Annotated in this window: 24 protein-coding genes; 15 read left to right on the top strand and 9 right to left on the bottom strand. The window is 71.6% G+C overall.

The genetic code is table 11. The features are described from left to right. The first annotated feature begins 31 nt into the window (after positions 1 to 31). Positions 32 to 1,366, top strand: coding sequence for a TerD family protein (locus tag ACGFYN_RS12245; protein WP_393865819.1), 1,335 nt, complete (start codon positions 32 to 34; stop codon positions 1,364 to 1,366). Positions 1,367 to 1,390: 24 nt separating this feature from the next. Here ACGFYN_RS12245 and ACGFYN_RS12240 read toward each other — a convergent pair whose 3' ends face one another. Further along, entirely contained in the window at positions 1,391 to 2,560 is a 1,170-nt protein-coding gene (locus ACGFYN_RS12240) for a glycosyltransferase (protein WP_393865818.1), read from the bottom strand. A gap of 69 nt (positions 2,561 to 2,629) precedes the next feature. On the opposite strand from ACGFYN_RS12240, the gene ACGFYN_RS12235 reads away from it, so the two are divergent. Then, positions 2,630 to 3,511, top strand: coding sequence for a glutamate racemase (locus ACGFYN_RS12235; RefSeq protein ID WP_393865706.1), 882 nt, complete (start codon positions 2,630 to 2,632; stop codon positions 3,509 to 3,511). A 10-nt stretch (positions 3,512 to 3,521) separates the two neighbouring features. Further along, positions 3,522 to 4,058, top strand: a complete 537-nt coding sequence (locus tag ACGFYN_RS12230; RefSeq protein WP_393865705.1) for a hypothetical protein — start codon at positions 3,522 to 3,524, stop codon at positions 4,056 to 4,058. Between the two features lie 26 nt (positions 4,059 to 4,084). Here ACGFYN_RS12230 and ACGFYN_RS12225 read toward each other — a convergent pair whose 3' ends face one another. Next, the gene (locus tag ACGFYN_RS12225) at positions 4,085 to 5,152 is read right to left on the bottom strand and encodes an O-antigen ligase family protein (protein ID WP_393865704.1); all 1,068 of its coding nucleotides are present in this window, start codon (positions 5,150 to 5,152) and stop codon (positions 4,085 to 4,087) included. Positions 5,153 to 5,399: 247 nt separating this feature from the next. Here ACGFYN_RS12225 and lnt point away from each other — a divergent pair, with 247 nt between their 5' ends. The 4 genes from lnt to ACGFYN_RS12205 all read left to right on the top strand — a co-directional run bounded on the left by lnt (position 5,400) and on the right by ACGFYN_RS12205 (position 10,463). Further along, positions 5,400 to 7,010 carry an apolipoprotein N-acyltransferase gene (gene lnt / locus ACGFYN_RS12220; RefSeq protein ID WP_393865703.1) on the top strand — a complete coding sequence of 537 codons (1,611 nt, stop codon included), beginning with the start codon at positions 5,400 to 5,402 and terminating at the stop codon, positions 7,008 to 7,010. A 68-nt stretch (positions 7,011 to 7,078) separates the two neighbouring features. Continuing rightward, positions 7,079 to 7,558 (top strand): NUDIX domain-containing protein, encoded by a 480-nt coding sequence (locus ACGFYN_RS12215; protein WP_393865702.1) that lies wholly within the window; start codon positions 7,079 to 7,081, stop codon positions 7,556 to 7,558. Between the two features lie 54 nt (positions 7,559 to 7,612). Continuing rightward, positions 7,613 to 8,413, top strand: a complete 801-nt coding sequence (locus ACGFYN_RS12210; protein WP_393865701.1) for a 3-hydroxybutyrate dehydrogenase — start codon at positions 7,613 to 7,615, stop codon at positions 8,411 to 8,413. Positions 8,414 to 8,489: 76 nt separating this feature from the next. Then, positions 8,490 to 10,463, top strand: a complete 1,974-nt coding sequence (locus ACGFYN_RS12205) for a helix-turn-helix domain-containing protein (protein WP_393865700.1) — start codon at positions 8,490 to 8,492, stop codon at positions 10,461 to 10,463. A gap of 39 nt (positions 10,464 to 10,502) precedes the next feature. On the opposite strand, the gene ACGFYN_RS12200 is transcribed toward ACGFYN_RS12205, so the two are convergent. The 3 genes from ACGFYN_RS12200 to ACGFYN_RS12190 all read right to left on the bottom strand — a co-directional run bounded on the left by ACGFYN_RS12200 (position 10,503) and on the right by ACGFYN_RS12190 (position 13,754). Further along, a complete protein-coding gene (locus ACGFYN_RS12200; protein WP_393865699.1) occupies positions 10,503 to 11,885 on the bottom strand; it encodes an MFS transporter in 1,383 nt (460 codons plus the stop codon). 159 nt (positions 11,886 to 12,044) lie between these two features. Continuing rightward, positions 12,045 to 12,866: a hypothetical protein gene (locus tag ACGFYN_RS12195; protein ID WP_393865698.1), complete on the bottom strand. Its 822-nt coding sequence runs from the start codon at positions 12,864 to 12,866 to the stop codon at positions 12,045 to 12,047. 48 nt (positions 12,867 to 12,914) lie between these two features. Then, positions 12,915 to 13,754: an alpha/beta fold hydrolase gene (locus ACGFYN_RS12190; protein ID WP_393865697.1), complete on the bottom strand. Its 840-nt coding sequence runs from the start codon at positions 13,752 to 13,754 to the stop codon at positions 12,915 to 12,917. 179 nt (positions 13,755 to 13,933) lie between these two features. On the opposite strand from ACGFYN_RS12190, the gene ACGFYN_RS12185 reads away from it, so the two are divergent. From ACGFYN_RS12185 to ACGFYN_RS12175, 3 genes are read left to right on the top strand one after another with little or no spacing between them, the layout of a single operon-like run. Then, positions 13,934 to 15,133 carry an acetyl-CoA C-acyltransferase gene (locus ACGFYN_RS12185; RefSeq protein ID WP_393865696.1) on the top strand — a complete coding sequence of 400 codons (1,200 nt, stop codon included), beginning with the start codon at positions 13,934 to 13,936 and terminating at the stop codon, positions 15,131 to 15,133. Between the two features lie 58 nt (positions 15,134 to 15,191). Then, positions 15,192 to 15,839 (top strand): HAD family hydrolase, encoded by a 648-nt coding sequence (locus tag ACGFYN_RS12180; protein WP_393865695.1) that lies wholly within the window; start codon positions 15,192 to 15,194, stop codon positions 15,837 to 15,839. A gap of 32 nt (positions 15,840 to 15,871) precedes the next feature. Further along, positions 15,872 to 16,564: a TetR/AcrR family transcriptional regulator gene (locus tag ACGFYN_RS12175; RefSeq protein WP_393865694.1), complete on the top strand. Its 693-nt coding sequence runs from the start codon at positions 15,872 to 15,874 to the stop codon at positions 16,562 to 16,564. 12 nt (positions 16,565 to 16,576) lie between these two features. Here ACGFYN_RS12175 and ACGFYN_RS12170 read toward each other — a convergent pair whose 3' ends face one another. After that, entirely contained in the window at positions 16,577 to 17,242 is a 666-nt protein-coding gene (locus ACGFYN_RS12170) for a TetR/AcrR family transcriptional regulator (protein ID WP_393865693.1), read from the bottom strand. Further along, complete coding sequence (locus ACGFYN_RS12165) at positions 17,239 to 18,534, bottom strand: PucR family transcriptional regulator (protein WP_393865692.1); 1,296 nt, start codon at positions 18,532 to 18,534, stop codon at positions 17,239 to 17,241. Before ACGFYN_RS12165 ends, ACGFYN_RS12170 begins: the two co-directional genes overlap by 4 nt. A gap of 188 nt (positions 18,535 to 18,722) precedes the next feature. Here ACGFYN_RS12165 and ACGFYN_RS12160 point away from each other — a divergent pair, with 188 nt between their 5' ends. The 5 genes from ACGFYN_RS12160 to ACGFYN_RS12140 are packed head-to-tail and all read left to right on the top strand — an operon-like array spanning position 18,723 to position 23,644. After that, entirely contained in the window at positions 18,723 to 19,481 is a 759-nt protein-coding gene (locus ACGFYN_RS12160; protein WP_393865691.1) for an ABC transporter ATP-binding protein, read from the top strand. After that, on the top strand, positions 19,478 to 20,263 hold the full coding sequence (locus tag ACGFYN_RS12155) for an ABC transporter ATP-binding protein (RefSeq protein WP_393865690.1): 786 nt from the start codon (positions 19,478 to 19,480) through the stop codon (positions 20,261 to 20,263). Before ACGFYN_RS12160 ends, ACGFYN_RS12155 begins: the two co-directional genes overlap by 4 nt. A 5-nt stretch (positions 20,264 to 20,268) precedes the next feature. After that, positions 20,269 to 21,150, top strand: a complete 882-nt coding sequence (locus ACGFYN_RS12150; RefSeq protein ID WP_393865689.1) for a branched-chain amino acid ABC transporter permease — start codon at positions 20,269 to 20,271, stop codon at positions 21,148 to 21,150. Next, positions 21,147 to 22,361 carry a branched-chain amino acid ABC transporter permease gene (locus ACGFYN_RS12145; protein ID WP_393865688.1) on the top strand — a complete coding sequence of 405 codons (1,215 nt, stop codon included), beginning with the start codon at positions 21,147 to 21,149 and terminating at the stop codon, positions 22,359 to 22,361. Before ACGFYN_RS12150 ends, ACGFYN_RS12145 begins: the two co-directional genes overlap by 4 nt. 5 nt (positions 22,362 to 22,366) lie before the next feature. Beyond that, on the top strand, positions 22,367 to 23,644 hold the full coding sequence (locus ACGFYN_RS12140; RefSeq protein ID WP_393865687.1) for an ABC transporter substrate-binding protein: 1,278 nt from the start codon (positions 22,367 to 22,369) through the stop codon (positions 23,642 to 23,644). Between the two features lie 61 nt (positions 23,645 to 23,705). On the opposite strand, the gene ACGFYN_RS12135 is transcribed toward ACGFYN_RS12140, so the two are convergent. Next, positions 23,706 to 24,515: an SDR family NAD(P)-dependent oxidoreductase gene (locus tag ACGFYN_RS12135; RefSeq protein ID WP_393865686.1), complete on the bottom strand. Its 810-nt coding sequence runs from the start codon at positions 24,513 to 24,515 to the stop codon at positions 23,706 to 23,708. After that, positions 24,508 to 25,152, bottom strand: coding sequence for a carboxymuconolactone decarboxylase family protein (locus ACGFYN_RS12130; protein ID WP_393865685.1), 645 nt, complete (start codon positions 25,150 to 25,152; stop codon positions 24,508 to 24,510). The genes ACGFYN_RS12135 and ACGFYN_RS12130 overlap by 8 nt, the downstream gene beginning before the upstream one ends. Positions 25,153 to 25,243: the final 91 nt, after the last annotated feature.

Raw genomic sequence — 25,243 nt, 5'->3', positions numbered from 1 at the left:
GCGGTGAGACGCGATGGGGGCGGACATGTCAATGTCGAAAGGTTCGAATACGCCGGTGCCGACGACGGCACTGAGGGTGGAATTGGGCTGGCGTTCCGGACCCGGCGTGCCGGACGCGGACGCCTCGGCGCTGCTGCTCGTGGGCGGCAAGGTCCGCTCCGACGGCGACTTCGTCTTCTACAACCAGGCGACGCACTCCTCCGGCGCGGTCCGGCACGAGGGCAAGCGGGACGGCGGCGGCCATATCGTCGACACCCTTCTGGTCGACCTCGCGCGCGTGGAGCCCGCGATCGAGACCGTCGTGCTCGCGGCCTCCTCGGACGGCGGCAATTTCGGCCAGATTCCCGACCTCTACATCGAGGTGCGCGACGCCGCGCAGAACGGTGTGGTGGCCCGTTTCGACAGCGCGGGCGCGACCGTCGAGACCGCTTTCGTGCTCGGCGAGTTCTACCGCCGCCAGGGCGCCTGGAAGTTCCGTGCCGTCGGCCAGGGCTACAGCAGCGGACTGGAAGGCCTGGCCACGGACTTCGGCATCGCGGTGGACGAACCGCAGCACGCCGCGTCCTCGGCTCCGCCCCCGGCCGCACCGCCGGTGACCATGCCGCCGCCCGTCGCTCCTCCGGTGACGATGCCTCCGCCGGTCGCGCCGCCCGTGAACGTGCCCCCGCCGGTCACACCCCCGGCCGCCGTGCAGCCGCCCCCGCCGCAGGCGCCTCCTGCGCAGCCGGTCCGGCTGACCAAGGTCACGCTCACCAAGGCGGCGCCCGCGGTCTCGCTGGCCAAACAGGGCGGCACCTCGGGTGCCATGCGCGTGAACCTCAACTGGCAGGTGCGCAAGCAGTTCTCCGGCTGGGGCAGCAAGCGTGGCCGCGCGGTCGCCAATCACCGTGACCTCGACCTGGACCTGTGCGCCCTGTACGAACTCAGCGACGGCAGGAAGGGCGTCATCCAGGCCCTCGGCAACGCCTTCGGGGCGCTGCACCAGCCGCCGTACATCCACCTCGACGGCGACGACCGCACCGGAGCCGTCGAGAGCGGTGAGAACCTCACCATCAACCTCGACCACAAGCAGGACTTCCGGCGGATCCTCGTCTTCGTGACCATCTACGAAGGCGCGCGCTCCTTCGCGGACCTGCACGCGTCGGTCACCCTCCAGCCGCAGTTCGGTGCCGCGATCGACTTCTCGCTCGACGAGTGCACCGTCCCCTCGACGGTGTGCGCCCTCGCCCTGATCACCAACACGGGCGGCGACCTGATGGTCCAGCGCGAGGCCCGTTACCTGGTGCCCGAGCGCGGGGTGAGCCCCCAGCGGACCATCGACTACGCCTACGGGTGGGGCATGAACTGGACCCCCGGCAGGAAGTGAGCGCCCGGACAGAAGCGCTCGCTCCTAGAGCGGGTGCTCGTCCGTGACGGTGTCCGGGCGTGCGTAGGTGCGGCCCTTCCAGGCCGCACCGCGCCCCCGGTAGTGCTGCACCGCGGAGTCGACCGTCATGAGGAGATAGAGGAACGCGGTGAACGGCAGCAGGGGAGCGAGCCACAACGGCCGGCGGTAGTAGCGCAGCATCGGGACGTACGTCCCCGTCATCACCAGCCACGCGAGACCGCCGGCGGCCCAGGCCGCCGTCTGCCCGGTGACCAGCCCCACGACCAGGGCAGCGGGCGGCACCAGGTACACAAGGGCCAGTCCGATCACCGTTCCGAGCAGCACCAGCGGGTTGTGCCGCAACTGCGCGTACGCGCTGCGCGACACCATCCGCCACAGGTCGTGCAGCCGGGGATAGGGGCGCACGCTGTCCACCCGCTCGGCCAGCCCCAGCCAGATACGCCCGCCGCCGCCCTTGACCGCGCGCGCCAGCGCCACGTCGTCGATGACTGCGTGCCGGATGGCGTCCGGGATTCGCGCCCGCTCGGCGGCCTCGGTGCGCAGCAGCACGCAGCCGCCTGCCGCGGCCGCCGTCCGCGTGCCCTTCCCACCGATCCGGCGGAACGGGTACAGCTGCGCGAAGAAATAGACGAAGGCCGGCACCACGAGCCGCTCCCAGAGGCTCTCCACCCGCAGCCGGGCCATCAGCGAGACGACGTCGAAGCCGCCGCCGTGCGCGGCGGCGACCAACTCCCGCAGGCTGTCCGGCGCGTGCGCGATGTCCGCGTCCGTCAGCAGCAGATACTCGGGCTCACGCGCGCGTGCCAGACCGATGCCGTGCCGTACGGCCCACAGTTTGCCCGTCCAGCCGGCGGGCGGTTCGCCGGGGGAGCCGACCGTCAGGGGCAGACCGCCGTGCGTGTCCGCCAGTTCGCGCGCGAGCGCACCGGTGCCGTCCGAGCTGCCGTCGTCGACGAGGAAGATCTCCGCCCGGCCCGGATACTCCTGGGCCAGCAGAGACGGCAGGCTCGCGGGCAGCACGTCGGCCTCGTCACGCGCGGGCACGACCACGCAGACCGGCGGCCAGAGGGCCGGCTCCTCCCGTGGCGGCAGCCGGATGTCCGTACGCCAGAAGAAGCCCTGACAGAGCAACAGCCACAGCCAGGCGGCAAGTGATACGGCGGCGATCCACACAATGGCGCTCACTCGCGCAGTGTGCCCCACTCCACCGGCCCATCAGGAGCCATCGACTATCGTGGCCGGGTGAAGATCGCGCTCATGGACTCCGGAATCGGCCTGCTCGCGGCCACCGCCGCGGTGCGGCGGCTGCGGCCCGACGCAGATCTGGTGCTCTCCCTGGACCCCGACGGCATGCCCTGGGGCCCCAGGACCCCCGAGGACCTCACCGAGCGCGCCCTCGCGGTGGCCGAGGCGGCCGCCGCGCACCGGCCCGGCGCCCTGATCGTCGGCTGCAACACGGCGAGCGTGCACGCCCTGCCCGCCCTGCGGGCCCGCCTCGAACCCGGTGTGCCGGTCATCGGCACGGTCCCGGCGATCAAGCCGGCGGCCGCGGGCGGCGGTCCGCTGGCGATCTGGGCGACGCCCGCCACCACCGGCAGCCCCTACCAGCGCAATCTGATCGCGGAGTTCGCGAACGGCGTCACGGTTACCGAGGTGCCGTGCCACGGTCTCGCCGAGGCGGTGGAGCACGCGGACGAGGCGGCCATCGACGGCGCTGTCGCCGCGGCCGCCGCGCTGACCCCGAATGATGTAACGACCGTCGTCCTGGGCTGCACCCATTACGAGCTCGTCGCCGAGCGCATCCGCGCCGCCGTGCAGCAGCCGGGCTTTCCGCCGCTCGTACTGCACGGCTCTGCGGGAGCCGTGGCCGCCCAGGCGCTGCGCCGCCTCGGCGCGCAGCCGGCGCCCGGGGCACCGGCCACAGGAACGCTCACGGTGCTGCTGAGCGGGCGCGAGGGCGCCCTCGTAGCGCCTGCCCTGGCCTATGAGGAAGGCCGCCTCCTCCCAGGCGGTCAGCCCCGCAGGATGACCGAAAGCCGCGAAACGGGCGGATGGGGTCCAGGGTCATTCGGTCGGCGGAGTCACGCTGCGCGACTCGGTGCCCGCGCAGTGGAACATGAGTAATCTCGTATGCATGAGGGACCACCCCCACGGCGAGAACGCCAAGCATCCCGAGGTCTGGACCGGACGCGCCACCAACAAGGTGCAGTGGCTGCTGGCGCTGGGCGGTGCGGCCTTCATGGCGCTCGGTGTCGAGCTCGCGGTCGACTCGGCCTGGACGTCCGGTGTCGCCCCCCTCGTCATGTCCGTGGTCGGCTGCATCGCCGCCGGACTCCTGGTCCTCTTCGGCACGCTCGCCTTCGTGCACGTCGACATGAAGCTCGACAAGGAGTGCGTCGAGGTGCGCTGCGGCCACATCGGGGTGCCGCGCCGCCGCATTCCCCTCTCCCATGTCGCGGGCGCCGAGTTCGCCGAGCACGTCACTCCGCGCCAGTGGGGCGGCTGGGGCTACCGCTGGCGTCCCGAGAAGGGCACCGCGGTCGTCGTACGGCGCGGTGAGGGTGTCGTCCTGCGCCTGTGGGACGGCCATACGTTCACGATCACCGTGGACAACGCCGAGGCCGCCGTAGGCGTCATCAGGGACCGGCTGCGGTCGGGCTCTTCCCTCTGATCGAGGCTCACGGCCTGATCAGCGGCTCACGGCGTCAGCCGGTCACCACGCGGGCGTGCGTCCACCTCCGGCTGCGGTGACTCCCCGGGGAGCGGCCGAGCCGTCGCCACGCCCGCGAGAAGTCCCGCCCCCACCGACACTGCGGTGAAGCTCAGCGCATTGCCGACCGAGGCGATCGCAGCGAGCGCCGTGAGGGCGGCTCCCGCGGTGAGCACGACCGGTGTGGGGCGCGGTGAGCGCCACAGCGCGTGCAGCACCCAGCAGAACGACGCCCCGAGCAGGACCACGCCGATGACACCTTGCTCGGCCGCCTGCTGCAGCAGGGCCGAGTGCGGTTTGCCGTCCGACAGCAGGGTCCGGCTCGCCGTCGAGCTCAGTTCCCCGAAGCGCTCCGGGCCGACCCCGAGGGCGGCGTTGCGGTGCGCCAGGTGCAGGGCGTCGCGCCACAGATCGATCCGGTGCGGGGTGAGCTGGCCCTCCAGCGACGCAGTGAGCCCGTCGGGCAGAGCGTTTCCGGCGACGGCCCAGGTCATGCCGGTCACCAGGAGCGCGGCCAGGGCGAGGCCGGCGATGCCCAGACCGCGGCCGGTCATCCGGCCGGCGGCCAGGGAACACAGCAGGACGGCGGTGCACGTCACGAACCCGCTGGTCGAGCCCATGAGGGCCGCGGACACCGTGATGCCGACGGCCAGCGCGACCAGCATGTAGCGCACGGTCGGCGACTCGGCGGACCAGGCCGCGCAGCACGCCGCGCCGACGCACAGGGTCAGCAGCGCGGCCGTGGCACCTGAGTGCCCGAGCGGCGCGACGATCTGGGGTCCCGGAGCCAGGTGCGGCACGGCCACGGCCAGACCGAGCCCGGCCAGCGCCCCGGCGCACGGCGTCGCCACCGGCAGCAGCGCCCCGCAGATCCGTCCGGCCGCATAACCGGCGGCCACCGCCAGCACCGCGAGCAGCACGCCCTCCGGCCGGCCCTCCCGCACGGTCGCCGTGATCAGCGACCAGGTGGCACACGCACCGAGCACGATCACGCCCGCCGCGTCCGAAACGTTTCGTCTTTCGCTGATCTCCCCAGGACCGGCGTCAGACGTCATCCCCGTGGAACCCACCCCGCCCCCAGACCCCGACCGAAAGGCCCCCCGACCTCGTACGACCCAGGCCGCCGAGGCCGTGTCCGGCCGGGCGACTTGCTGGGCACACCGTAACGGCTGATGGCCGGTTTGTGGATGAGTTGGGCCGAGTTACGCAGGAACGTTGCGGCGCTTGGGACGCCCGGGACGTGGGCGCCTGCCATCCGGACCGAGCTGTCCGTGCCAAGGTCACCGGCCGTACACTCCCGGGGTGACCGTCACCGCAACCTCCGTGGACGAGTCGGACCAGCTGCAGCCGCAGTCCGCGCCCGCATCGCGCGCGGCGCGTCTCGTACGCCTCGTTCCGGCCCTCGCCGCCGCGCTCTCCGGAGTGCTGCTCTACGTCAGTTTCCCGCCACGCACCCTGTGGTGGCTGGCCCTGCCGGCCTTCGCCGGTTTCGGCTGGGTGCTGCGCGGCCGCAGCTGGAAGGCTGGCCTTGGCCTCGGCTACCTCTTCGGCCTCGGCTTCCTCCTGCCGCTGCTGGTGTGGACCGGCGTGGAGGTCGGCTCCGGACCCTGGCTGGCGCTGGTGGCGATCGAGGCGATCTTCATCGCGCTGGTCGGCGCGGGCGTCGCGGTGGTCTCGAAGCTTCCGGCCTGGCCGCTGTGGGCCGCCGCGGTGTGGATCGCGGGCGAGGCGGCACGCGCGCGCGTGCCGTTCAGCGGCTTCCCCTGGGGCAAGGTCGCCTTCGGGCAGGCCGACGGCGTCTTCCTGCCGCTGGCCGCGCTGGGCGGCACCCCGGTGCTCGGCTTCGCGGTCGCGCTGTGCGGCTTCGGCCTCTGCGAGGTCGTACGCCTCGTCCTCGAAGGACGGCGGACCCGGGCCGTGCAGCGCTCGGCGGCGGCCGCGGCACTGCTCAGCGTGGCCGTGCCGGTGGTGGGCGCGGTGGCCGCGCGGCCGCTGGTGAGCGACAAGGCCGAGAACGGCTACGCCACCGTCGCGGTCATCCAGGGCAACGTGCCCCGCTCCGGTCTGGAGTTCAACGCCCAGCGGCGGGCCGTGCTCGACTACCACGCGCGCGAGACGCTGCGGCTCGCCGCCGAGGTCAAGGCGGGCAAGACACCCAGGCCCGACTTCGTGCTGTGGCCGGAGAACTCCTCCGACGTCGACCCCTTCGCCAACGCCGACGCGTACGCCGTCATCGACCAGGCCGCCAAGGCGATCGGCGTGCCGATCTCGGTCGGCGGAGTCGTCGAGCGGCACGGCAAGCTCTACAACGAGCAGATCCTGTGGGACCCCAAGAAGGGCCCCACCGACACCTACGACAAGCGGCAGATCCAGCCCTTCGGCGAGTACCTGCCGCTGCGCTCGCTCATCGGCGCCATCAACAGCAACTGGACCTCGATGGTCCGCCAGGACTTCAGCCGGGGCACCGAGCCGGGCGTGTTCAGCATGGACCACGCCAAGGTCGGCCTGGTCACCTGCTACGAGGCCGCCTTCGACTGGGCGGTGCGCTCCGAGGTCACCGACGGCGCGCAGATGATCTCCGTGCCGAGCAACAACGCGACCTTCGACCGCAGCGAGATGACCTATCAGCAGCTCGCCATGTCCCGGGTGCGCGCCGTCGAGCACAGCCGGACCGTCACGGTGCCGGTGACCAGCGGCGTCAGCGCGATCATCATGCCGGACGGCGAGATCACCCAGAAGACCGGCATGTTCGTGGCCGACCACCTGGTGCAGAAGGTGCCGCTGCGGTCGTCCGAGACGCCCGCCACGCGGCTGGGTACCCTGCCGGAGCTGGCCCTGGTGCTCATCGCCGCGGGCGGCCTGGGCTGGGCGATCGGCGCCGGTCTGCGGGCGCGGCGCGCCCACGGCGTGTAGCCGTACGCCGTCCGTACGCCTGGCGGAGGACGCCGGGACCGGGGCAGCGGCCGTTTAGGGTCGGTGGCATGCCAACTCCTGACTTCATCCGTGACATCCGGGCCGCCGCCGGCCATCAGCTGCTCTGGCTCCCCGGTGTCAGCGCCGTCGTCTTCGACGACGAGGGCAGAGTCCTGCTGGGACAGCGCGCGGACAACCTCAAGTGGGCGTTGATCTCCGGCATCCCGGACCCGGGCGAGCAGCCCGCCGCGGCGATCGTGCGGGAGGTGCAGGAGGAGACGGGTGTCGAGTGCGTAGTCGAGCGCCTGGTCGCGGTGCGCTCCGGTCGGCAGGTCACCTACCCCAACGGCGACATCTGCCAGTTCATGGACATCTGCTTCCGCGCCCGTGCCGTGGGCGGCGAGGCGTGCGTGAACGACGACGAGTCCCTGGAGGTCGGCTGGTTCGCGCTGGACGCGCTGCCCGTCATGACGGAGTACCACCACTTCCGGATCAAGCAGGCGCTGTCCGACGACCCCACATGGTTCGAGCCCATCACTTCTGACTGAAGTATGGGCTGCAAACACATGCAGGCGGGCGAGGCCGCTGCTTAGGGTCGACTCATGACTCCGCCCAGCGCCCTTCCGGCCCCCCACGCCTCCTCGCTCGACCTCGGCGGCCGCACCGCCCTCGTCACCGGCGCCGCCGGTGGCATCGGCCGCGCCTGTGCGCTGCGGCTCGCCGCCGCCGGGGCCAAGGTCAGAGCGGTCGACCGGGACGTCACGGGCCTGGAGTCGCTCGCCGAGGAGTCCCGGGGCCTCGCGGGCACCGTGGAACCGCACGTCCTCGACCTCACCGACCTCGACGCCGCCGAACTGTCCGCCGCGGGCACCGACGTCCTGGTCAACAACGCCGGGCTGCAGCTGGTGCGCCCGCTCGAGGAGTTCCCGCCGGACGTCTTCCACACCGTGCTCACGGTGATGCTCGAGGCGCCGTTCCGCCTCATCCGCGGAGCGCTCCCGCACATGTACGGCCAGGGGTGGGGCCGCATCGTCAACATCTCCTCGGTCCACGGGCTGCGCGCCTCGGCCTACAAGTCGGCGTACGTGGCCGCCAAGCACGGCCTGGAGGGCCTGTCCAAGACCGCCGCCCTCGAAGGTGCACCCCACGGCGTCACCTCGAACTGCGTGAACCCCGCCTATGTGCGCACCCCCCTGGTCGAGAAGCAGCTCGCCGACCAGGCGGAGACGCACGGCATCCCTTTGGAGCGCGTCCTGACGGACGTGCTGCTGCAGGACAGCGCGCTCAAGCGGCTCATCGAGCCGGAGGAGGTCGCCGAGGCCGTCGCCTATCTGTGCAGCCCGCCGGCCTCCTTCGTCACCGGCACCTCGCTGGTGCTCGACGGCGGCTGGACCGCGCACTGACCGGACCCGGGCCCGTCCGAGGACGAGTTGTCCACAGGGCTGACGGGGCGGCCGGGCGATGAGGAATCCTGTGAGCATGTCTCGTGATCACGTGCAGTCCGCCGAGCGGGCCGGCGCCGAAGGGGCCGGTGCGGCGGTCGTCGGCGCCCCGGCTGCGGATTCGGCGCTCACCGGCGCCGAGGCGCCGTTCCTGGAGCTGCTGTCCAGGGGCGCGTCCGCCGACGCCTACGAGCAGCCGGTGCTGCTCGCCCGGGCCGAGGGCCGGCCGGCCGAGGTGATCGCCGCGCTCGAGCACGCCAAGCTGCTCGCGCTGCGCGTGCGCGCGGAGCTGGAGGGACGGCGCCGCCGGGAGGCCGAGCTGTCCGCGCTCTTCGAGACGGCCCACGACCTCGCGGGCCTGCGCGACCTGGACTCAGTGCTGCAGGCCATCGTGCAGCGCGCCCGGTCCCTGCTGGGCACGGACGTCGCCTACCTCAGCCTGAACGACCCGGACCGGGGCGACACCTACATGCGGGTGACCGAAGGCTCGGTCGCCGCCCGCTTCCAGCAGCTGCGGCTCGGCATGGGGGAGGGGCTCGGCGGCCTGGTCGCCCAGACCGCCCGCCCGTACGTCACCGACGACTACTTCAAGGACGCCCGCTTCCAGCACACGAACACCATCGACACCGGCGTACGGGACGAGGGCCTGGTCGCCATCCTCGGCGTGCCCCTGATGCTGGGCCACCACGTCATCGGCGTCCTCTTCGCGGCCGACCGGCGCGCCCGGGTCTTCGAGCGGGAGCAGATCGCGCTGCTCGGCTCGTTCGCCGCGCTGGCCGCCGCCGCCATCGACTCGGCGAACATGCTGGGCGAGACCCGGTCGGCCCTCGCCGGCTTGGAGCGGGCCAACGAGATCATCCGCGACCGCAGCGCCGTGATCGAGCGCGCCTCCGACGTCCATGACCGGCTCGCCGAACTCGTGCTGCGCGGCGGTGGGGTCCACGACGTGGCCGCCGCCGTCTCCCAAGTCCTCGACGGCACGGTCGAGTTCACCGAAGCCGTCGACGCGCCCCCGGCGCCCCTGGAGACGTCCCGCGCCGAAGGCCACGCGGTGCGCCACCAGGACGACTGGATCGCCGCCGTGACGGCCGGCGGCGAGCTGCTCGGCGCGCTCGTGCTGCGCGGCCACCCCGGTCTCGACCCCGTCGACCAGCTCACCCTGGAGCGCGCCGCGATGGTCACCTCGCTGCTGCTGCTCGCCAGACGCTCCGCCGCGGAGGCCGAACAGCGCGTCCGCGGCGAGCTGTTGGACGACCTCCTCGACGCCCGTGACCGCGACCCGCGCCTGCTGCGCGAGCGTGCAGCGCGGCTGCACGCCGACCTCGACGCCACGCATGTCGTGCTCGCGGCCCGGCTCGACGCCACCGCACCCGACGCCGACCAGGAGGCGGAGGCCCGCCGCCGGCTGTGGTCCGCCGCCTCGCACCTGGCCGCCACCAGGCACGGCCTGGCAGCCGCCCGCGACGGCGGCACCGTCCTGGTGCTGCCGCTGGTCGACGGCGACACCGCCACCGACCTGGCCCGGCGCACCGCCCGCCAGTTGGGCACGGCGGTGCACGAAGCGGTCACCGTCGGCGCCTCCGGTCCCGTCCAGGATCTCGCCGCCCACGCGGACACCGTGGCCGCCGCCTACTCCGAGGGCCGGCGCTGCCTCGACGCCCTGCGCCTGCTCGGCCGCTCCGGCGACGGGGCCGCGGCCGAGGACTTCGGCTTCCTCGGCCTGCTGCTGGCGGGGGACCGGGACATCGCGGGCTTCGTGGACCGCACGATCGGCGAGGTCGTCGCCTACGACGAGCGACGCGGCACCGACCTCACCCGCACCCTCGACGCCTACTTCACCTGCGGCATGAGCCCGGCCCGCACCAAGGACGCCCTGCACGTCCACGTCAACACGGTCGCCCAGCGCCTGGAGCGCGTCGGCCGCCTGCTGGGCGGCGACTGGCAGAGCCCCGCCCGCGCGCTGGAGATCCAACTCGCCCTGCGGCTGCACCGGTTGTCGGCACAGTACTGACCCCCGTACGCGCGGCGTACGGGGGCCGGTGGCGGCAGGTCAGACGGTGCGGGCGTCCGCCGGGGCCGTCGCGGGCTGCTCGTCCACGGACGACTCGACGTCGGCCAGGTCCCGCAGGCGCGTCTCCTTGGCCACGCCCACGGCGAGGATCGTCAGGAGGGCCGCGGCGATGACGTACAGGGAGATCGGGGTCGAGCTGTCGTACTCCGACAGCAGCGCCGTGGCGATCAGCGGAGCCGGGGCGCCCGCCGCGACCGAGGCGAACTGGGCGCCGATGGAGGCACCGGAGTAGCGCATCCGGGTCGCGAACATCTCGGAGAAGAAGGCGGCCTGGGGCGCGTACATCGCGCCGTGCAGCACCAGGCCCACGGTGACCGCGAGGATCAGGTTGCCGAAGCCGCCGGTGTCGATGAGGGAGAAGAAGGGGAACATCCACAGGCCGACGCCGACCGCGCCCAGCAGATAGACCGGACGCCGTCCGATCCGGTCCGACAGGGCGCCCCAGGCCGGGATGACCGCGAAGTGCACGGCGGACGCGATCAGTACGGCGTTGAGCGCGGTCTGCTTGGAGACGCCGGCCGACGTGGTGGCGTAGACGAGGATGAACGCGGTGATCACGTAGTAGCTGATGTTCTCCGCCATGCGCGCGCCCATGGCGATCAGTACGTCCTTCCAGTGGTGGCGCAGCACCGACACCAGCGGCATCTTCTCGGCCACTGCCGCCCGGTCGGCCTTGCGGGCCTCGGCCCTGGCCAACGCCTCCTTGAACACCGGCGATTCATCGACAGAGAGACGAATCCACAAACCGATGATCACCAGGACGCCGGAGAGCAGGAACGGTATGCGCCAGCCCCAGGAAGCGAACGCGTCGTCCGAGAGCAGCGCCGTCAGTGCGGAGAGCACACCTGTCGCGAGCAACTGCCCGGCGGGCGCGCCGGTCTGCGGCCACGAGGCCCAGAAACCGCGCCGCCGCGCGTCACCGTGCTCGGACACCAGCAGCACGGCGCCGCCCCACTCGCCGCCCAGGGCGAAGCCCTGGATCAGCCGCAGCGTGGTGAGCAGGACGGGAGCTGCGGCCCCGACGGAGGCGTGTGTCGGCAGCAACCCGATCGCGAACGTCGCCCCGCCCATCATCAGCAGACTCAGCACCAGCAGCTTCTTGCGCCCGATCCGGTCTCCGTAGTGCCCGAAGACCAGCGCGCCCAGGGGGCGGGCGGCGAATCCGACGGCGTACGTCAGGAAGGAGAGCAGCGTGCCGACCAAGGGGTCGGAGTCGGGGAAGAACAGCTTGTTGAAGACGAGTGCGGCGGCGGAACCGTAGAGGAAGAAGTCGTACCACTCGATGGTGGTGCCTATCAGGCTGGCGGCGACGATGCGCTGGAGACTGGCGGGCGTCGGGGGAGCGGATGCTGCTGAGGCCATGTGCGCCACTTCCTCGTGTGCGGTGGGGACGGGTACGTGTCGGCACACGGTAGGAAGCCCAAGGTCAGGCGCACATGTGGTGGGACTACATACTTCCCTTGGGAAGTGTGCGGGCAACGCCCATGACTGCCCTGCGCCCCGTGATCCACGGTATGCAGGTCAGGCACGAGTGAGCAGGCCGGCGTCGACGACGGCGCGGCCGAAGGGGCCCGCGAGTTCGGCGAGGCGCTCACAGCACGCGTCTCCCAGGGCGGCGTAGGCGGGAAGGGCCAGGCGGTCGGTGCGGTCCTCGATGTGCCGGCGCAGGAGTACGCCCTCCGGGCTGAGGGAGTCGCCGTCGAGGAGACCTCGCTCGCGCAGGCGTTCCTGGGTGCCGGCCCATTCCTCCTCCGGCCATGCCCGGCTGGCCTTGAGGAAGCCGACGGGAACCTCACCGGTGGCGGCGTGCAGCACCAGGGCCTCCAGGCCCCCGACGCCCTCGGTCAGCAGGCACGCGACATGGCCGTCTCCACGGAACTCCCGGAGCAGTGTCTGGGCGTGCCACAGCTGCAGCACCGGCTCCTCCGGCCACGGCAGTGCGGCATGCGCGGCGAACAGCGGGCGCCCCTGGGTGTGTTCGCAGGCCGCCTCCGCGGCCTGGCGGGTCAGCGCCAGGACCTCGGCCAGGTCGGGCAGTTCGTGGATTCCCGCCCGCCGCAGGGCTTCCCCCGCCGCGGCGTAGCGCGCGTCCAGCACCTGCTGCGGCGTCGTCGCCTCCCAGGCCCCGTCGACCGCCTGCCGTACGAGATCCGGGTTGAAGTTGTAGAAGGTCGAGATGATCAGCTCGGCGGACGTCCGGCCGAACGCGGCGCTTCGCGAGGTGAAGTACCCGGTACGTCCGCTCAGACCGAGATCCGCATACCGTCGCGTCGCCTCGGGCACGAAGTAGATCATGCCGTGCAGGGGCTCGAGGCGGCGCCAGGCCGCGTGCGCTGTCTTCAAGGGGGCCTCTTCTTCCGGGAGTTGACGAAGGGGGTACTGGCCGGTGGTTCAGTACGCGCCGTGCGCGCGCAGATGCTCCAGCAGGAGGCGGCTCAGCGTTTCGGGCGCCTCCTCGGGCACCCAGTGGCTGACACCCTGGAGCGTCTCGAACCGGTACGGCCCGTCGACCCACCGTCCGGTTTCCTGTGCGGCCGCCGGGCCGAACGCGCTGTCCTGCGTGCTCCAGACGTACAGCGTGGGCACCTCGACGGCACCGATCGCACCGTCGGGGCGGCCCGCCCGGTACCAGTTCAGGGCCGCGGTGAGAGCGCCCGGCTCGGACAGGTGCCGTACGTAGGTGTCGGCACTGTCCTTCGGGACCTTTCCGGCGAAGAGGCCGCGAAGCTCATGGGCGTCGTGGGCGAGCATGCGCTCCTCCGTCGCGGGCGTCTCGCGCCAGTCGATCATGTAGCGGGAGCGAGTGCGCTGGTCCTCGTCGGTGCGCAGGGTGGTGGCCAGCGCGCCGGGATGTGGGGTCGAGACGACCGTCAGCGTACGGACGCGGCCGGGGTGCGCCTGAGCGGTCCACCAGGCAACCGCGCCGCCCCAGTCATGGCCGACCAGGTCGAACGCCGCCCATCCCAGTTCCTCGGTGATCGTGACCACGTCGTCGACGAGACGGCCCATGCGATAGTCCTCGGGCCGCTCCGGACGGGCGCCGGGGGAGTACCCGCGCTGGTCGGGTGCCACCACTCGACAGCCCTGTGCCGCCAACGCCTCGACCTGCCGTTGCCACACCAGCCCCGTCTGCGGGAAGCCGTGCAGCAACAGCACCGGGCGGCCCGCGGGCGGACCCGCCGCGATCGCGTCGAACACGCCCGCGTCCGTGCGGATGCTCAGCAGAGTCACGATCCACCTCTTCGTACCGACTGGTCGGTACCCTTCAGGCAGTGAAGCCGCCTGTCAAGACGCCTTTTCGGCCTCGGGCCGGTGGCTCCTTACCCCTCGATCATCCGGGCATTCAGTTGAACCTGACGCCGGATTCAACTATAACGAGTATCCCGATCACGGCGAGGCAGTGAGGCGACATGAGGGAAGCAGTCATCGTTTCGACGGCGCGTACGCCGATCGGAAAGGCCTACCGGGGCGCGTTCAACGACGTCCAGGCGCAGGAGCTTGCCGCTCATGCCCTTTCGCACGCGGTGCGGCGCGCCGGGGTCGACGCGGGCGAGGTCGAGGACGTGATCTTCGGCTGCGCGGTGCAGCAGGGGTCCTCCGGTGGCAATGTCGCCCGGCAGGCCGTTCTGCGCGCCGGACTTCCGGACACCGTGTCAGGGATGACGATCGACCGGCAGTGTTCCTCGGGCCTGATGGCCATCGCGACGGCCGCCAAGCAGATCGTCGCGGACGGCATGCAGGTCGCTGTCGGAGGCGGCGTCGAGTCGATCTCGCTGGTGCAGAACGACCACATGAACACCCACCGCATGGCCGATCCGTGGCTGGTCGAGCACAAGCCGGACATCTACCTGCCGATGCTGCACACGGCGGAGATCGTCGCCGAACGCTACGGCGTGAGCCGCGAACGCCAGGACGAGTTCGCGCTGTTGTCCCAGCAGCGCACGGCCGCGGCGCAGGAGGCCGGCCGGTTCGACCGGGAGATCGTCGCACTTCCCAGCGTCAAGAAGGTTCTCGACAAGCAGTCCGGTCAAGTGCGGGACGAGGAAGTCACCTTGACCCGGGACGAGGGCAACCGCGCGTCGACCACGCTCGAAGGTCTCGCGGGGTTGGCGCCGGTGCTGCCCGATGGTCAGGTGAGCGCGCGGTCCGGCGTCACGGCGGGCAACTCCTCGCAGTTGTCGGACGGAGCGTCGGCGTCGGTGCTGATGGAGTCGAGGGAGGCCGAGCGCCGCGGACTGCAACCGCTGGGCGTCTACCGGGGGATGACCGTCGCCGGCTGCGGCCCGGACGAGATGGGCATCGGCCCGGTCTTCGCCATCCCGAAACTGCTCAAGCAGCACAACCTCACCATCGACGACATCGGCCTGTGGGAACTCAACGAGGCGTTCGCCTCCCAGGCGCTGTACTGCAGGGACGAACTGCACATCGACCCGGAGCGGTTCAACGTCGACGGCGGCGCGATCTCGGTCGGTCATCCCTACGGCATGACAGGTGCCCGGCTGGTCGGACACGCCCTGATCGAGGGCAGGCGCCGGGGCGTCCGGTACGTAGTGATCTCGATGTGCGTCGGCGGCGGAATGGGCGCAGCCGGACTGTTCGAGGTCGCCTGAGCCTCGAATTCCCGCTGATACGGCGGCAAGCCGCCCCCGAGAGAGAAGTGTGGACACCGTGTCGTACGTAGCGGAAAAGACCCGAACCGCGGTCCTGGTGGACTTCGGCGGCGTCATCACCTCCAGTGTGCTGCAGGCCTTCACCGAGTTCGGTGCCTCGCTGGGCGGCGACCCGCGCCTGCCGCTGAACCTCCTCGCCCGGGACGAGCGCGCACGCGGCCTCCTGGCCGACCACGAGTGCGGCCGTATCGACACCGAGGCCTTCGAGCGCGGCTTCGCCGAACGCCTCCGTGCCCACGGCGCGGACGTGCCGGCCGAGGGGCTCACGGCCCGGATGCAGGCGGGCATGTCGATCGACCAGGACATGCTCGCCCTCCTCGACGAGCTTCGAGCCGCCGGCCATCGCGTCGCGCTCGTGTCCAATTCGTTCGGCAACGGGACCTACGACGGCGTCGACCTCGCCGCTGTCGCCGATGCGGTCGTCATCTCCGCCGAGGTCGGCATCCGCAAGCCCTCCCGGCGGATCTACGCGATCGCGTGCGAACGCCTCGGCGTCGGCCCCGAGGAGGCGGTCATGATCGACGACCTGCAGCAGAACCTCGACGGAGCGGCCCGGATCGGCATCGAGGGAGTCCTGCACACCGGCGCCGCCGACACCCGCCGCCAGCTCGCCGAACGCATCGGGATCGGTTCAGCGGCTTTGTGACCATGACGTCGGATCCAGGTAAAGTTCCCGGGATGGACACGACCGCGCCCGAGGAGATCGACGGCGAGCAGGTACCGCCCGTGGCTCCTCTCTCGCACCTTCGCGAGCCGCCCACGACCAAGCGTGGAGCACGGACGCGGGCCGCTCTGGTGAAGGCCGCGCGGACGGTGTTCGAGCGGGACGGCTATCTCGAGTGCCGCCTGACCGACATCACCAAAGAGGCGCACTGCGCGGCGGGATCCTTCTACACCTACTTCGCCAACAAGGAAGAGGTGCTTGCCGCCGTCCTCCTGGAGGCGCAGGAGGACATGATGCACCCCGGCATGGACCGGGTGCAGGACACCGACGACCCCTACGCGGTGCTCGAGGCCAGCAATCGCGCCTATCTCGAGGCCTACCGGCGGAACGCGAAGCTGATGGCCCTGCTCGAGCAGGTGGCTCAGGTGGAGCCGGAGTTCCGTGAGTTCCGGAGTCGGCGTGCCGACGCCTTCATCCGCCGCAACGGCCGCGGTATCGCCGATCTGCAGGCGCGGGGTGTCGCGGACCGCGACGTCGATCCGATGCTGGCCTCCCGGGCGCTGTCGGGCATGGTCAGCGTCATGGCCTACAACGCCTTCGTGCTGGGCGAACCGCAGGAGGGAGGTGCCCCGGTGGACTTCGAGGAACTCGTCTCCACGGTCACCCGGCTCTGGGCGAACGCCCTGCGGTTCCCCACCCGGCGCTGAGGCTCGGGCGCTTCAGCCGGGCGGTGTCGACAGGTGGACCAGGATGCCGCACACCTCGTCCACGATCTCCAGGGCCTCCGTCTCGTCCCCGCAGTCGCCCAGCTCGCGCGCCGCTCCTCCGATGACGGTGGTCAGCACGCTCACCCGGACCCGCCCGGCGCGTTGCCGCTCGTCCACCTCCAGGAGCCGGGCGTTGCGCCGTACCCATGCGCGGTCCCACTGGCGGCGTAGTCCGTCGAAACCGGCGGGGGCGTCGTCCTGCACGAGCAGTCTGCCGAGCCGCCGGTTGTCCCAGGCGCCCTGCAGATACGCCCTGGCTCCGGCTACGAAGAGGGCGCTCGGGTCGTCCACGCCATGGCCGCGCTCGACGGCCAGAGTGGCCGCGGTCCGGCGCTCCTGCGCCTCCCGGAACTCCTCCCACAGGGCGAGGTAGAGCCCGCGCTTACCGCCGTAGTGCTGGAAGAGGCTGCCGCCCGGGATACCGGAGCGCGCCGCGATCTCGGTGAGACCGGCTTCGGCGTAGCCGCGCTCCAGGAACACTTCCAGGGCGGCGTCCAGCAGCGCGGGCCGGACCGCCGGGTGGTGCCCGCCGTGCCCTTCCGCGAGGCGCATGCCCTCCTGCCCGCCGGGCAGTTGACCCGCCGCTTCGGTCCCGAAGGACTCCACGATGCCGCTCACCGGCGATCCCCGCCTTCCCCGGCCCCGTCGCGGATGGCGAGGGCGACCAGTAGTTCCAGGAGGTCGGCGAGCCGGCGCGGATTGCGGCCGGTGCGCTCCTCGATCCTGCGCAACCGGTAGTGCGCCGTGTTGTGGTGCACCCGCAGCCGGTCGGCGGCCAGCCGCAGATTGAGGTCCGCGTCCGCGAACGCCCTGATGGTGACGGCCAGCGTGTCGCCACGTCTTCGGTCCTCCTCCAGCAGCAACCGCACCCGGGGATCGACCAGTTGGCGTGCGAGATCGTCGGCGCGCAGCGCCAGGTAGTCGAACGGGGACAGCCGCGGCAGCGCCGCCACCCCGCCTCCGCTCGGCACCAGGTCGAGGGCGGCCCGCGCCTCCCCGTAGGCGCGCGGCAGCTCGTCGGCGCTCCGCGCGACCGTACTGATCCCCATGGAGAGCATGGTTCCCTCCCGCGCGAGTCGCCGCTGCACCGCCTCGAAGTGGGCGCAGATGTCCTCCGCGTCCATCCCGGCGCGGACCACGGGCACGGCCACCACCTCACCGTGCCGTACGACGACCAGGGTCCTGCCCGCCCAGGGGCCCGCGACGCTGATCGACGCGCTGGCGGCGTACCCGTTCTCGGCCGAGGTGACGTCGCCGGTGCGGGTGTCGCCGACACACACCGCCACGACCGCCATCATCGGCGAGCGGGGCCCGATGCCGTACGCCTGCGCCGGGGCGAACAGCGGGCCGTGCGACGGTGCCACGCCGGCCAGCAACTGGTCCAGGAGATCCCGGCGCTCCCGGTCCGCGTCCGCCACCACGTGCTGCTGGTACTCGACGTAGGCCTGCGCGGCATGCGTGCTCGCGTAGTCGACGTAGCGCATCAGCGGCGTGACGAGCGACAGGGCGGCCTGCTGGGCCTCGGCCGACGTGCCCGCGCACTCCAGCATCGCGTCCCACATCACCTGCCGGCCGACCCGGAAGGCACTGATCCAGTCCTCGAGGGCGAACCCCGCACGCGCTCGGCGCATGGCTGCCGCCCGGCTGAAGAGCAGGTCCTCGGCGGCGATGTCACGGTCGCCCGCCAGGGCCGCGAGCTGCATCCGGTAGTGCTCGAGCACCTGCTCCCGTACGTCGTCGAAGAACCGTCCGTCCTGCAGCGCGTACGACGGGATCTCCGCGCGCATCACCTCGACGGCGGCCTGCGCCACCTCCTCGATCCGGTCCTGGACGGCATGCAGGATCCGCCACCGCTGCCGGCGGAGGTGTTCGGAGAGCTGGGGGGTGTCCAGGGCGGGACCGCGAGGCATGGCGCCGATCGTGGCCGTTCGACTCGTGCTCCGTCAACAGTCTCCGGGTGAGACATCTTCCACCACCTGTGCGCGGCGCACAGTCCGGCGACCGGGAAGTTGGGTGCTCACGCACAATGTGCGCCGGGAACAGCCCCACCTACTGTGACGCTCGCTCATCCCCCAGCACGTCGGAAGGGGCGTCACTCATGCTTGCGGTCGACGGTATCACCGTGCGCTTCGGCGGGATCACGGCGCTGGACGGTGTCTCCTTCACCGTCGAGCCGGACACCGCCGTTGGGCTCATCGGGCCGAACGGAGCCGGCAAGACCACTTTGTTCAACTGCCTCACCCGGCGCTGCACTCCCGGTGGGGGAGGCGTGCGGTTCGAGGACGAGGACCTGCTGGCCCTACCTCCGCACGCGGTGGCCGGACGCGGGATCGCCCGCACCTTCCAGAACCTGGGCCTGTTCCCGCGGCTCACGGTCCGGGAGAACGTCATGGTCGGAGCCCACAGCCGGGGGCGCACCGGACACCTCGCCGCGGCGCTCCGGCTGCCCCGCGTCCGGCGCGAGGAGAGGGAACTGCGCGGCCGGGCGGACGACTTGCTACGGCGGCTCGGCCTGGCGGACGTCGCCGGCCACCCCGCCGCCGGGCTGCCGTTCGGCACCCTCAAACGCGTCGAACTCGCCCGGGCACTCGCGGTACGGCCCCGGCTGCTGCTGCTCGACGAACCCGTCAACGGGCTCAGCCACGGCGAGGTCGACGAATTCGCGGATCTGGTCCGGTCGGTGCGCCGGGACTTCGATCTGACCCTCGTGGTGGTCGAACACCACATGGGATTCGTGATGGGCCTGTGCGACAAGGTGGTCTGCCTCGACTTCGGCCGCAAGATCGCCGAGGGCTCGCCGGAGGAGATCCAGCGCGACCAGGCCGTCGTCGAGGCGTACTTGGGGGTGGCCGCGTGAGCGAGGCTGCGGCGGGTGCGGAGCCGGACTTCCTGAAGGTCCGCGATCTGCACGCCGGATACGGCCAGGCCCGTGTGCTGCAGGGTCTCGACTTCTCCGTCGCCCGCGGTGAGGTGTGCGCGGTCCTCGGACCCAACGGCGCGGGCAAGACGACGACACTGCGGGCGCTGTGCGGCATGGTCCGCGGCCGAGGCTCGGTCACCCTGAACGGGGCGGAACTGCTGGGCCGTTCACCCGAGCAGGCCGCCAGGCTGGGCGTGGCGCACGTGCCCGAGGGCCGGGGCACCTTCAACGACCTCACCGTCGAGGAGAACCTGCGCATCGGCGCCCACCTGCGTACCGGACTCGGGCGGCGGGGCCGCGCCGGGCGTGCGGCCGTGACGGCCGACCTGGAACGGATCTACGGCTACTTCCCCACCCTGCGGCAGCGGTCCCGCCAGGCCGCGGGCAGCCTCAGCGGCGGGGAGCAGCAGATGCTCGCCATCGGCAGGGCGCTGATGCTGCGGCCCTCGCTGCTGCTCCTGGACGAGCCGTCCCTGGGACTCGCACCGCTGGTCACCCGCGAACTGTTCGAGATCGTCCGTGCCGTCAACGAGGAGGAACGCACCACCGTGGTCGTAGTCGAGCAGAACGCGCAACTCGCGCTGGACATCGCGCACCGGGCCCACGTCCTGGAGACCGGTCGTCTGGTGCTGTCCGGACCGGCCGCGCAGATCCGCGAGGACGGGCAGGTCGCCGAGGTGTATCTCGGTGTCTCCGTCCGCACCGGCAAGGCCGGGTGAGCGCCGTGACCGATCTTCTCCAGCAGGTGGTGGAAGGGCTGGGCTCCGGCGCGGTGTACGCCAGTCTGGCGCTGGCCCTGGTGCTGATCCACCGGTTCACGGGGATCGTCAACTTCGCCCAGGGCGAGCTGGCGATGCTCTCGACGTATGTCGCCTGGCAGTTGGTGGCGTCCGGGATGCCGTTCTGGCTGGCGCTGCCGGTCACCCTGGCGGTGTCCTTCGCCGGCGGCATGCTGGTCGAGCGGATCGTCATCCGCCCCGTGCAGGGCGCGCCCGAACTGACGGTCGTCATCGTCACCGTCGGCCTGTTCATCTTCGTCAACGCGTTGGCCGGTCTCATCTGGTCGTTCACCGTGAAGGACTTTCCCGAGCCGTTCCCGGACGGCGCGCTGGACCTGGCCGGGGTGCGCGTGGACTGGTCGACGCTAGGGATCGTCGGCGTGGTCGCGGTGGTGATGGGCCTGCTGTATCTGCTGTTCCAGCACACCTCCATCGGCCTGGTGATGCGGGCGGTCGCCTGCAATCCGGCCTCCGCCCGGCTGTCGGGCATCCGGGTGGGCCGGGTACTGATGCTCGGCTGGGGGCTGGCCGCGACGGTGGGCGCGGTGTCGGGCGTGCTCGTCGCGCCGGTGCTGTTCCTGGAGCCGAACATGATGGGCGGAGTGCTGATCTACGCGTTCGCGGCGGCCACCCTCGGCGGCTTCGACAGCCCGGTCGGTGCGGTCGTCGGCGGCCTGTTCGTGGGCGTCGCCGAGACGCTGACCGGCGCGTACGTCGACGTCATCGGCGCCGACCTCAAGGTGGGCGTCCCCCTGGTGATCATCCTGGCGGTGCTGCTGGTGCGGCCCCAGGGCCTCTTCGGACGGGCGGCGGTGGAGCGCGCATGAACACCCTCACAGCGGCGCTCGGCACCGACCGGGTCCGGTGGCTGCGGGCCACACTCACCGCGCTGGTCGCGGCGGCGGTCGCCGTCGGCGCACCGTTCTACTTCGCCCCCTTCCAGGTCTTCCAGCTGACCATGGTGCTCCTGTACGCCGTCGCGCTGGCGGGCCTGAACCTGCTCGTCGGCTTCGGCGGCCAGATCTCGCTCGGGCACGGCGCGTTCTTCGCGGCGGGGGCGTACACGGCGGCGGTCATGCTCGACCGCTACGACACCGGCCACCTGGCCACGCTGCCGGCCGCGGCCGCCGGATGCTTCCTGCTGGGTCTGGGGTTCGGAGTCCCCGCACTGCGGCTGCGCGGCCTGTATCTGGCCTTGGTCACCCTCTCGTTCGCGGTGTTCCTGCCTCCCCTGCTCAAGCGGCTCGAGTCGGTGACGGGCGGCTCCATGGGGCTGACCGTGGACAAGCTGCAACCCCCGGCGTGGAGCGGGCTGGCCGAGGACCAGTGGATGTACTTCGTCGTCCTCGCCGTCACCGCGGTGGCCCTGCTGCTGGCCCGCAACCTGCTGCGGTCCCGGGTCGGCCGGGCACTGCTCGCCGTGCGGGACAACGAGAGCGCCGCCGAGGTCATGGGCGTACGGCTGTCGCTGCACAAGACACTTGCCTTCGCATGGAGCGCGATGTTCGCGGGCGTCGCCGGGTGTCTGTACACCTGGGTGATCGGCTTCGTCTCGCCCGACTCCTTCAGCTTCGTACTGTCCATCACGCTGCTTGCCGGCCTGGTCGTCGGGGGCCTCGCCTCGCTGTACGGACCGCTGCTGGGCGCGGCGTTCGTGATGTACGTGCCGAGCGTCTCCCAGGACCTCAGCGAGGCGGCACCGGGCGTGGTGTTCGGCCTGCTGATCATCATCGTGATGTTCGTGGCCCCGACGGGACTGGCCGGTCTGCCGGGCCGCGTGCTGGGCGCGGTGGCCCGTCGCCTGCACCGGACCGCCGCCCTCGACGGGAGGCCCGGGGCCGAATCCGACACCGGTGCCGAATCCTCCGTACCCGAATCCGCACCAGGGGCCGAATCCTCCGTCGAGGCCGGACGCGTACCCGATGCGGAACCGAAGTCCCCTGCCGAGTCCGGACCTTCCGCGACCGTCACCCCTGCGGACCCCGCAGCGGTCGATGCCGAACCCGTGGGCGCACCGCCCCGTACGGAAAAGGAATGAGTCACATGCGCAAGACCACCGCACTGCGGGCGGCCGCGGCCGCGACCGCCGCCCTGCTCACCGCGACCGCCTGCAGCAGCCAGCGTGGAAAGGACGGCCAGGACGCCGCCGCCGGTGGCGCGTGCAAGGGCCAGCAGACCACGGGCATCACCGACAAGACCATCAAGCTGGGCGGGATCTACCCGCTGTCGGGACCCGCCTCCGCCTACGGCACGATCAGCAAGGGCGTGGCCGCCTACTTCAAGTACGTCAACGACAAGGGCGGCATAGACGGCCGCAAGGTGCAGTTCGTCGTCCGCGACGACGGCTACCAGCCGCCCAAGGCGGTCGAGGAGGCGCGCAGACTCGTCGAGCAGGAGAAGGTCTTCGCCGTGTTCCAGACCCTGGGCACCCCGTCCACGGCAGCCGTGTGGGACTACCTGAACCAGCAGAAGGTGCCGCAGCCCTTCGTCGCCACGGGCGCCTCCGCCTGGGGCACGGACGACAAGCACCCCTGGACCATCGGCTGGCAGCCCAACTACGTGGCCGAGGCCAGGGTGTACGCCAAGTACCTCAAGGACGAGAAACCGAAGGCCAAGGTCGCGGTCCTCTACCAGAACGACGACTTCGGCAAGGACCTGCTGGGCGGGTTCAAGAAGGCCGTCGCCGGCAGCGGCGTCAAGGTGGTCGCCGCGGAGAGCTACGAAGTCACCGACCCCTCCGTGTCGGCGCAGATGACAACTCTCGCCCGGTCCAAGGCGGATGTGCTGCTCGACGTCACCACCCCGAAGTTCGGCAGCCAGGCCCTCGCCGCCGATGCCAGGAACACCGAGTGGAACCCCCTGCACATCGTGAACAACGTGGCCTCGTCGGTCGCCGTGCTGCAGCCCGTCGGGCTCAAGCACGTGCAGGGCGTGGTCTCGGCGACCTACTTCAAGGACCCCGCCGACCCGCAGTGGGACGACGATGCCGCGATGAAGACGTACAAGGACGCCCTGCACAAGTACGCGCCCGACGCCGACCCCGCCAACCAGTTCAACGCCTACGGCTGGGCCGTCGCCGACAGCCTGCACAAGGCCCTCGACGCGATGAAGTGCCCCACCAGGGAGGGGCTGCGGGACGCGGTGCGCAACCTGAAGAACGTGAAGGTGGGCCTGCTGCTGCCCGGTGTCACCATGTCCACGGGACACGGCGACGCCTTCCCGCTGGAGACGATGCAGCTGATGCGGTTCAAGGGTGAGCGGTGGCAGCTGTTCGGCCAACCGGTCGACACCCGCAAGGAGTTCGGCCCGCTGGCGAAGTGAGCCGGCGGGGGCGGCCCCGGTCGATGCCCTGACCCCTGGGACCGCCCCCGCCACCGCCCGCTCAGACGGCGCTCGCCCCGCCGTCCACCACCAGGCTCTGACCGGTGATGTAGGAGGCGCGGTCGCTGAGCAGGAAGGCGGCGGCCTCGGCCACCTCCCAGGCGGTGCCCTGGCGGCCGAGCGGTATGCGGCCGAGCGAGGCCGAACGCGACGTCCGCCGGGCCGACGCCGCACGGCCCATCGGGGTGTCGATCAGGCCCGGGACGACAAGGTTGGCGCGGATCCGGCGCGGCGCACCCTCCTTGGCGACATGGCGGGTGAGACCGAACAGGCCTGCCTTGGAACTGTCGTAGGCGGGCGAGTCGGTGGCCGCGCGCAGCCCGGCCAGGGAACCGACGAAGACGATCGATCCTCCCTCGGCCATCAGGGGCAACCCGTACTTGGCGGCGAGGAACGGGGCGCCCAGATTGAGCGAGAGCACCTGGTCCCACTGCTGCGGCGAGGTGTCCGCCAGGCTCGCGCCGAGGCCGATGCCGACGTTGACCACCATGGCGTCGAGCCCACCGAGTTCGCGCAGTGCCTCGGCGACCATGGCCGAGGACTGACCGGGGTCCGTGGCGTCACCGACCACGGCGAAGCCACGGCCGCCCTCCTCACCGACCAGAGCGGCGGTGGCCGCCGCGGCGTCGGGGGAGACGTCGGCGCAGGCCACGGAGGCTCCCTCGCGGGCGGCGAGCACGGCCACCGCGCGCCCGTTGCCGACCGGGGCCTGCGGATCCTCGCTGGGGCGGGTGCCCGCACCGATGACCAGTACGTTCCGGCCGGTCAGGAGGCCGACCGGGTGGCTCGTGGCGTGCTGGGGTTCAGGCATCGCGGTGCACCCCTCCCGCGCCGTCCTCGGGGGCTGTGAGCGCGGGCAGGGTCTGTGTGTCGTAGCCGGGCTCGAGCCGGGTGCCGGCCGAGTTCAGGAAGAAGGCGACCATGTGGTACTGACCGACGAGCATGGTGATCTCGATCAGCTGTGCCTCGTCGTGGTCGGTGGCGAGGGCGGACCACGTGGCCGAGGACAGCCGCGCGTCACGGTGCAGTTCGTCCGCGGCACGCAGCAGCCGGGCGTCGGCCGGTGTCCATCCCTGGGCGTCCGGGCCCGCGCCGATGCGGTGGATCTCCTCGTCGGTGACCCCCGCCGCCCTGGCCAGTGGTACGTGCCTGCCCCATTCGTAACCGGCCCGGGTGTTGCACGCGGTGCGCAGGATCAGCAGTTCCCGGGTCCGGTCCGGCAGCCTTCCGCCGCGCAGCAGATGGCTGCCGAACGGCAGGAAGTACCGGAAGAGTTCGGGGTGCCGCACCAAGGTGGTGAAGACGTTGGCGACGTGGCCGTCGGCGTCCCGGGGAATCGGGGCGAGCAACTCCCTGGTGGAGGGGTCCCAGCCGTCCTCGGGCAGGGGCGCGAGGCGCGGCCCGGGGTCGGTGGCACGGTCGGGTCGGTGCTGGTGCTCGTCGGTCATGGAGGTCTCCGCACTGTCGGTGAGGGTGGGCCGGTGGCACGAGGGCGGGTCCGGGCACGGTCGGTCGACGTCTCGCCCGGTGCGCGCCGAT

It is taken from the genome of Streptomyces sp. NPDC048419, assembly GCF_043200415.1.
GTDB lineage: Bacteria > Actinomycetota > Actinomycetes > Streptomycetales > Streptomycetaceae > Streptomyces.
This window is presented reverse-complemented; position numbering and strand designations above follow the sequence as displayed.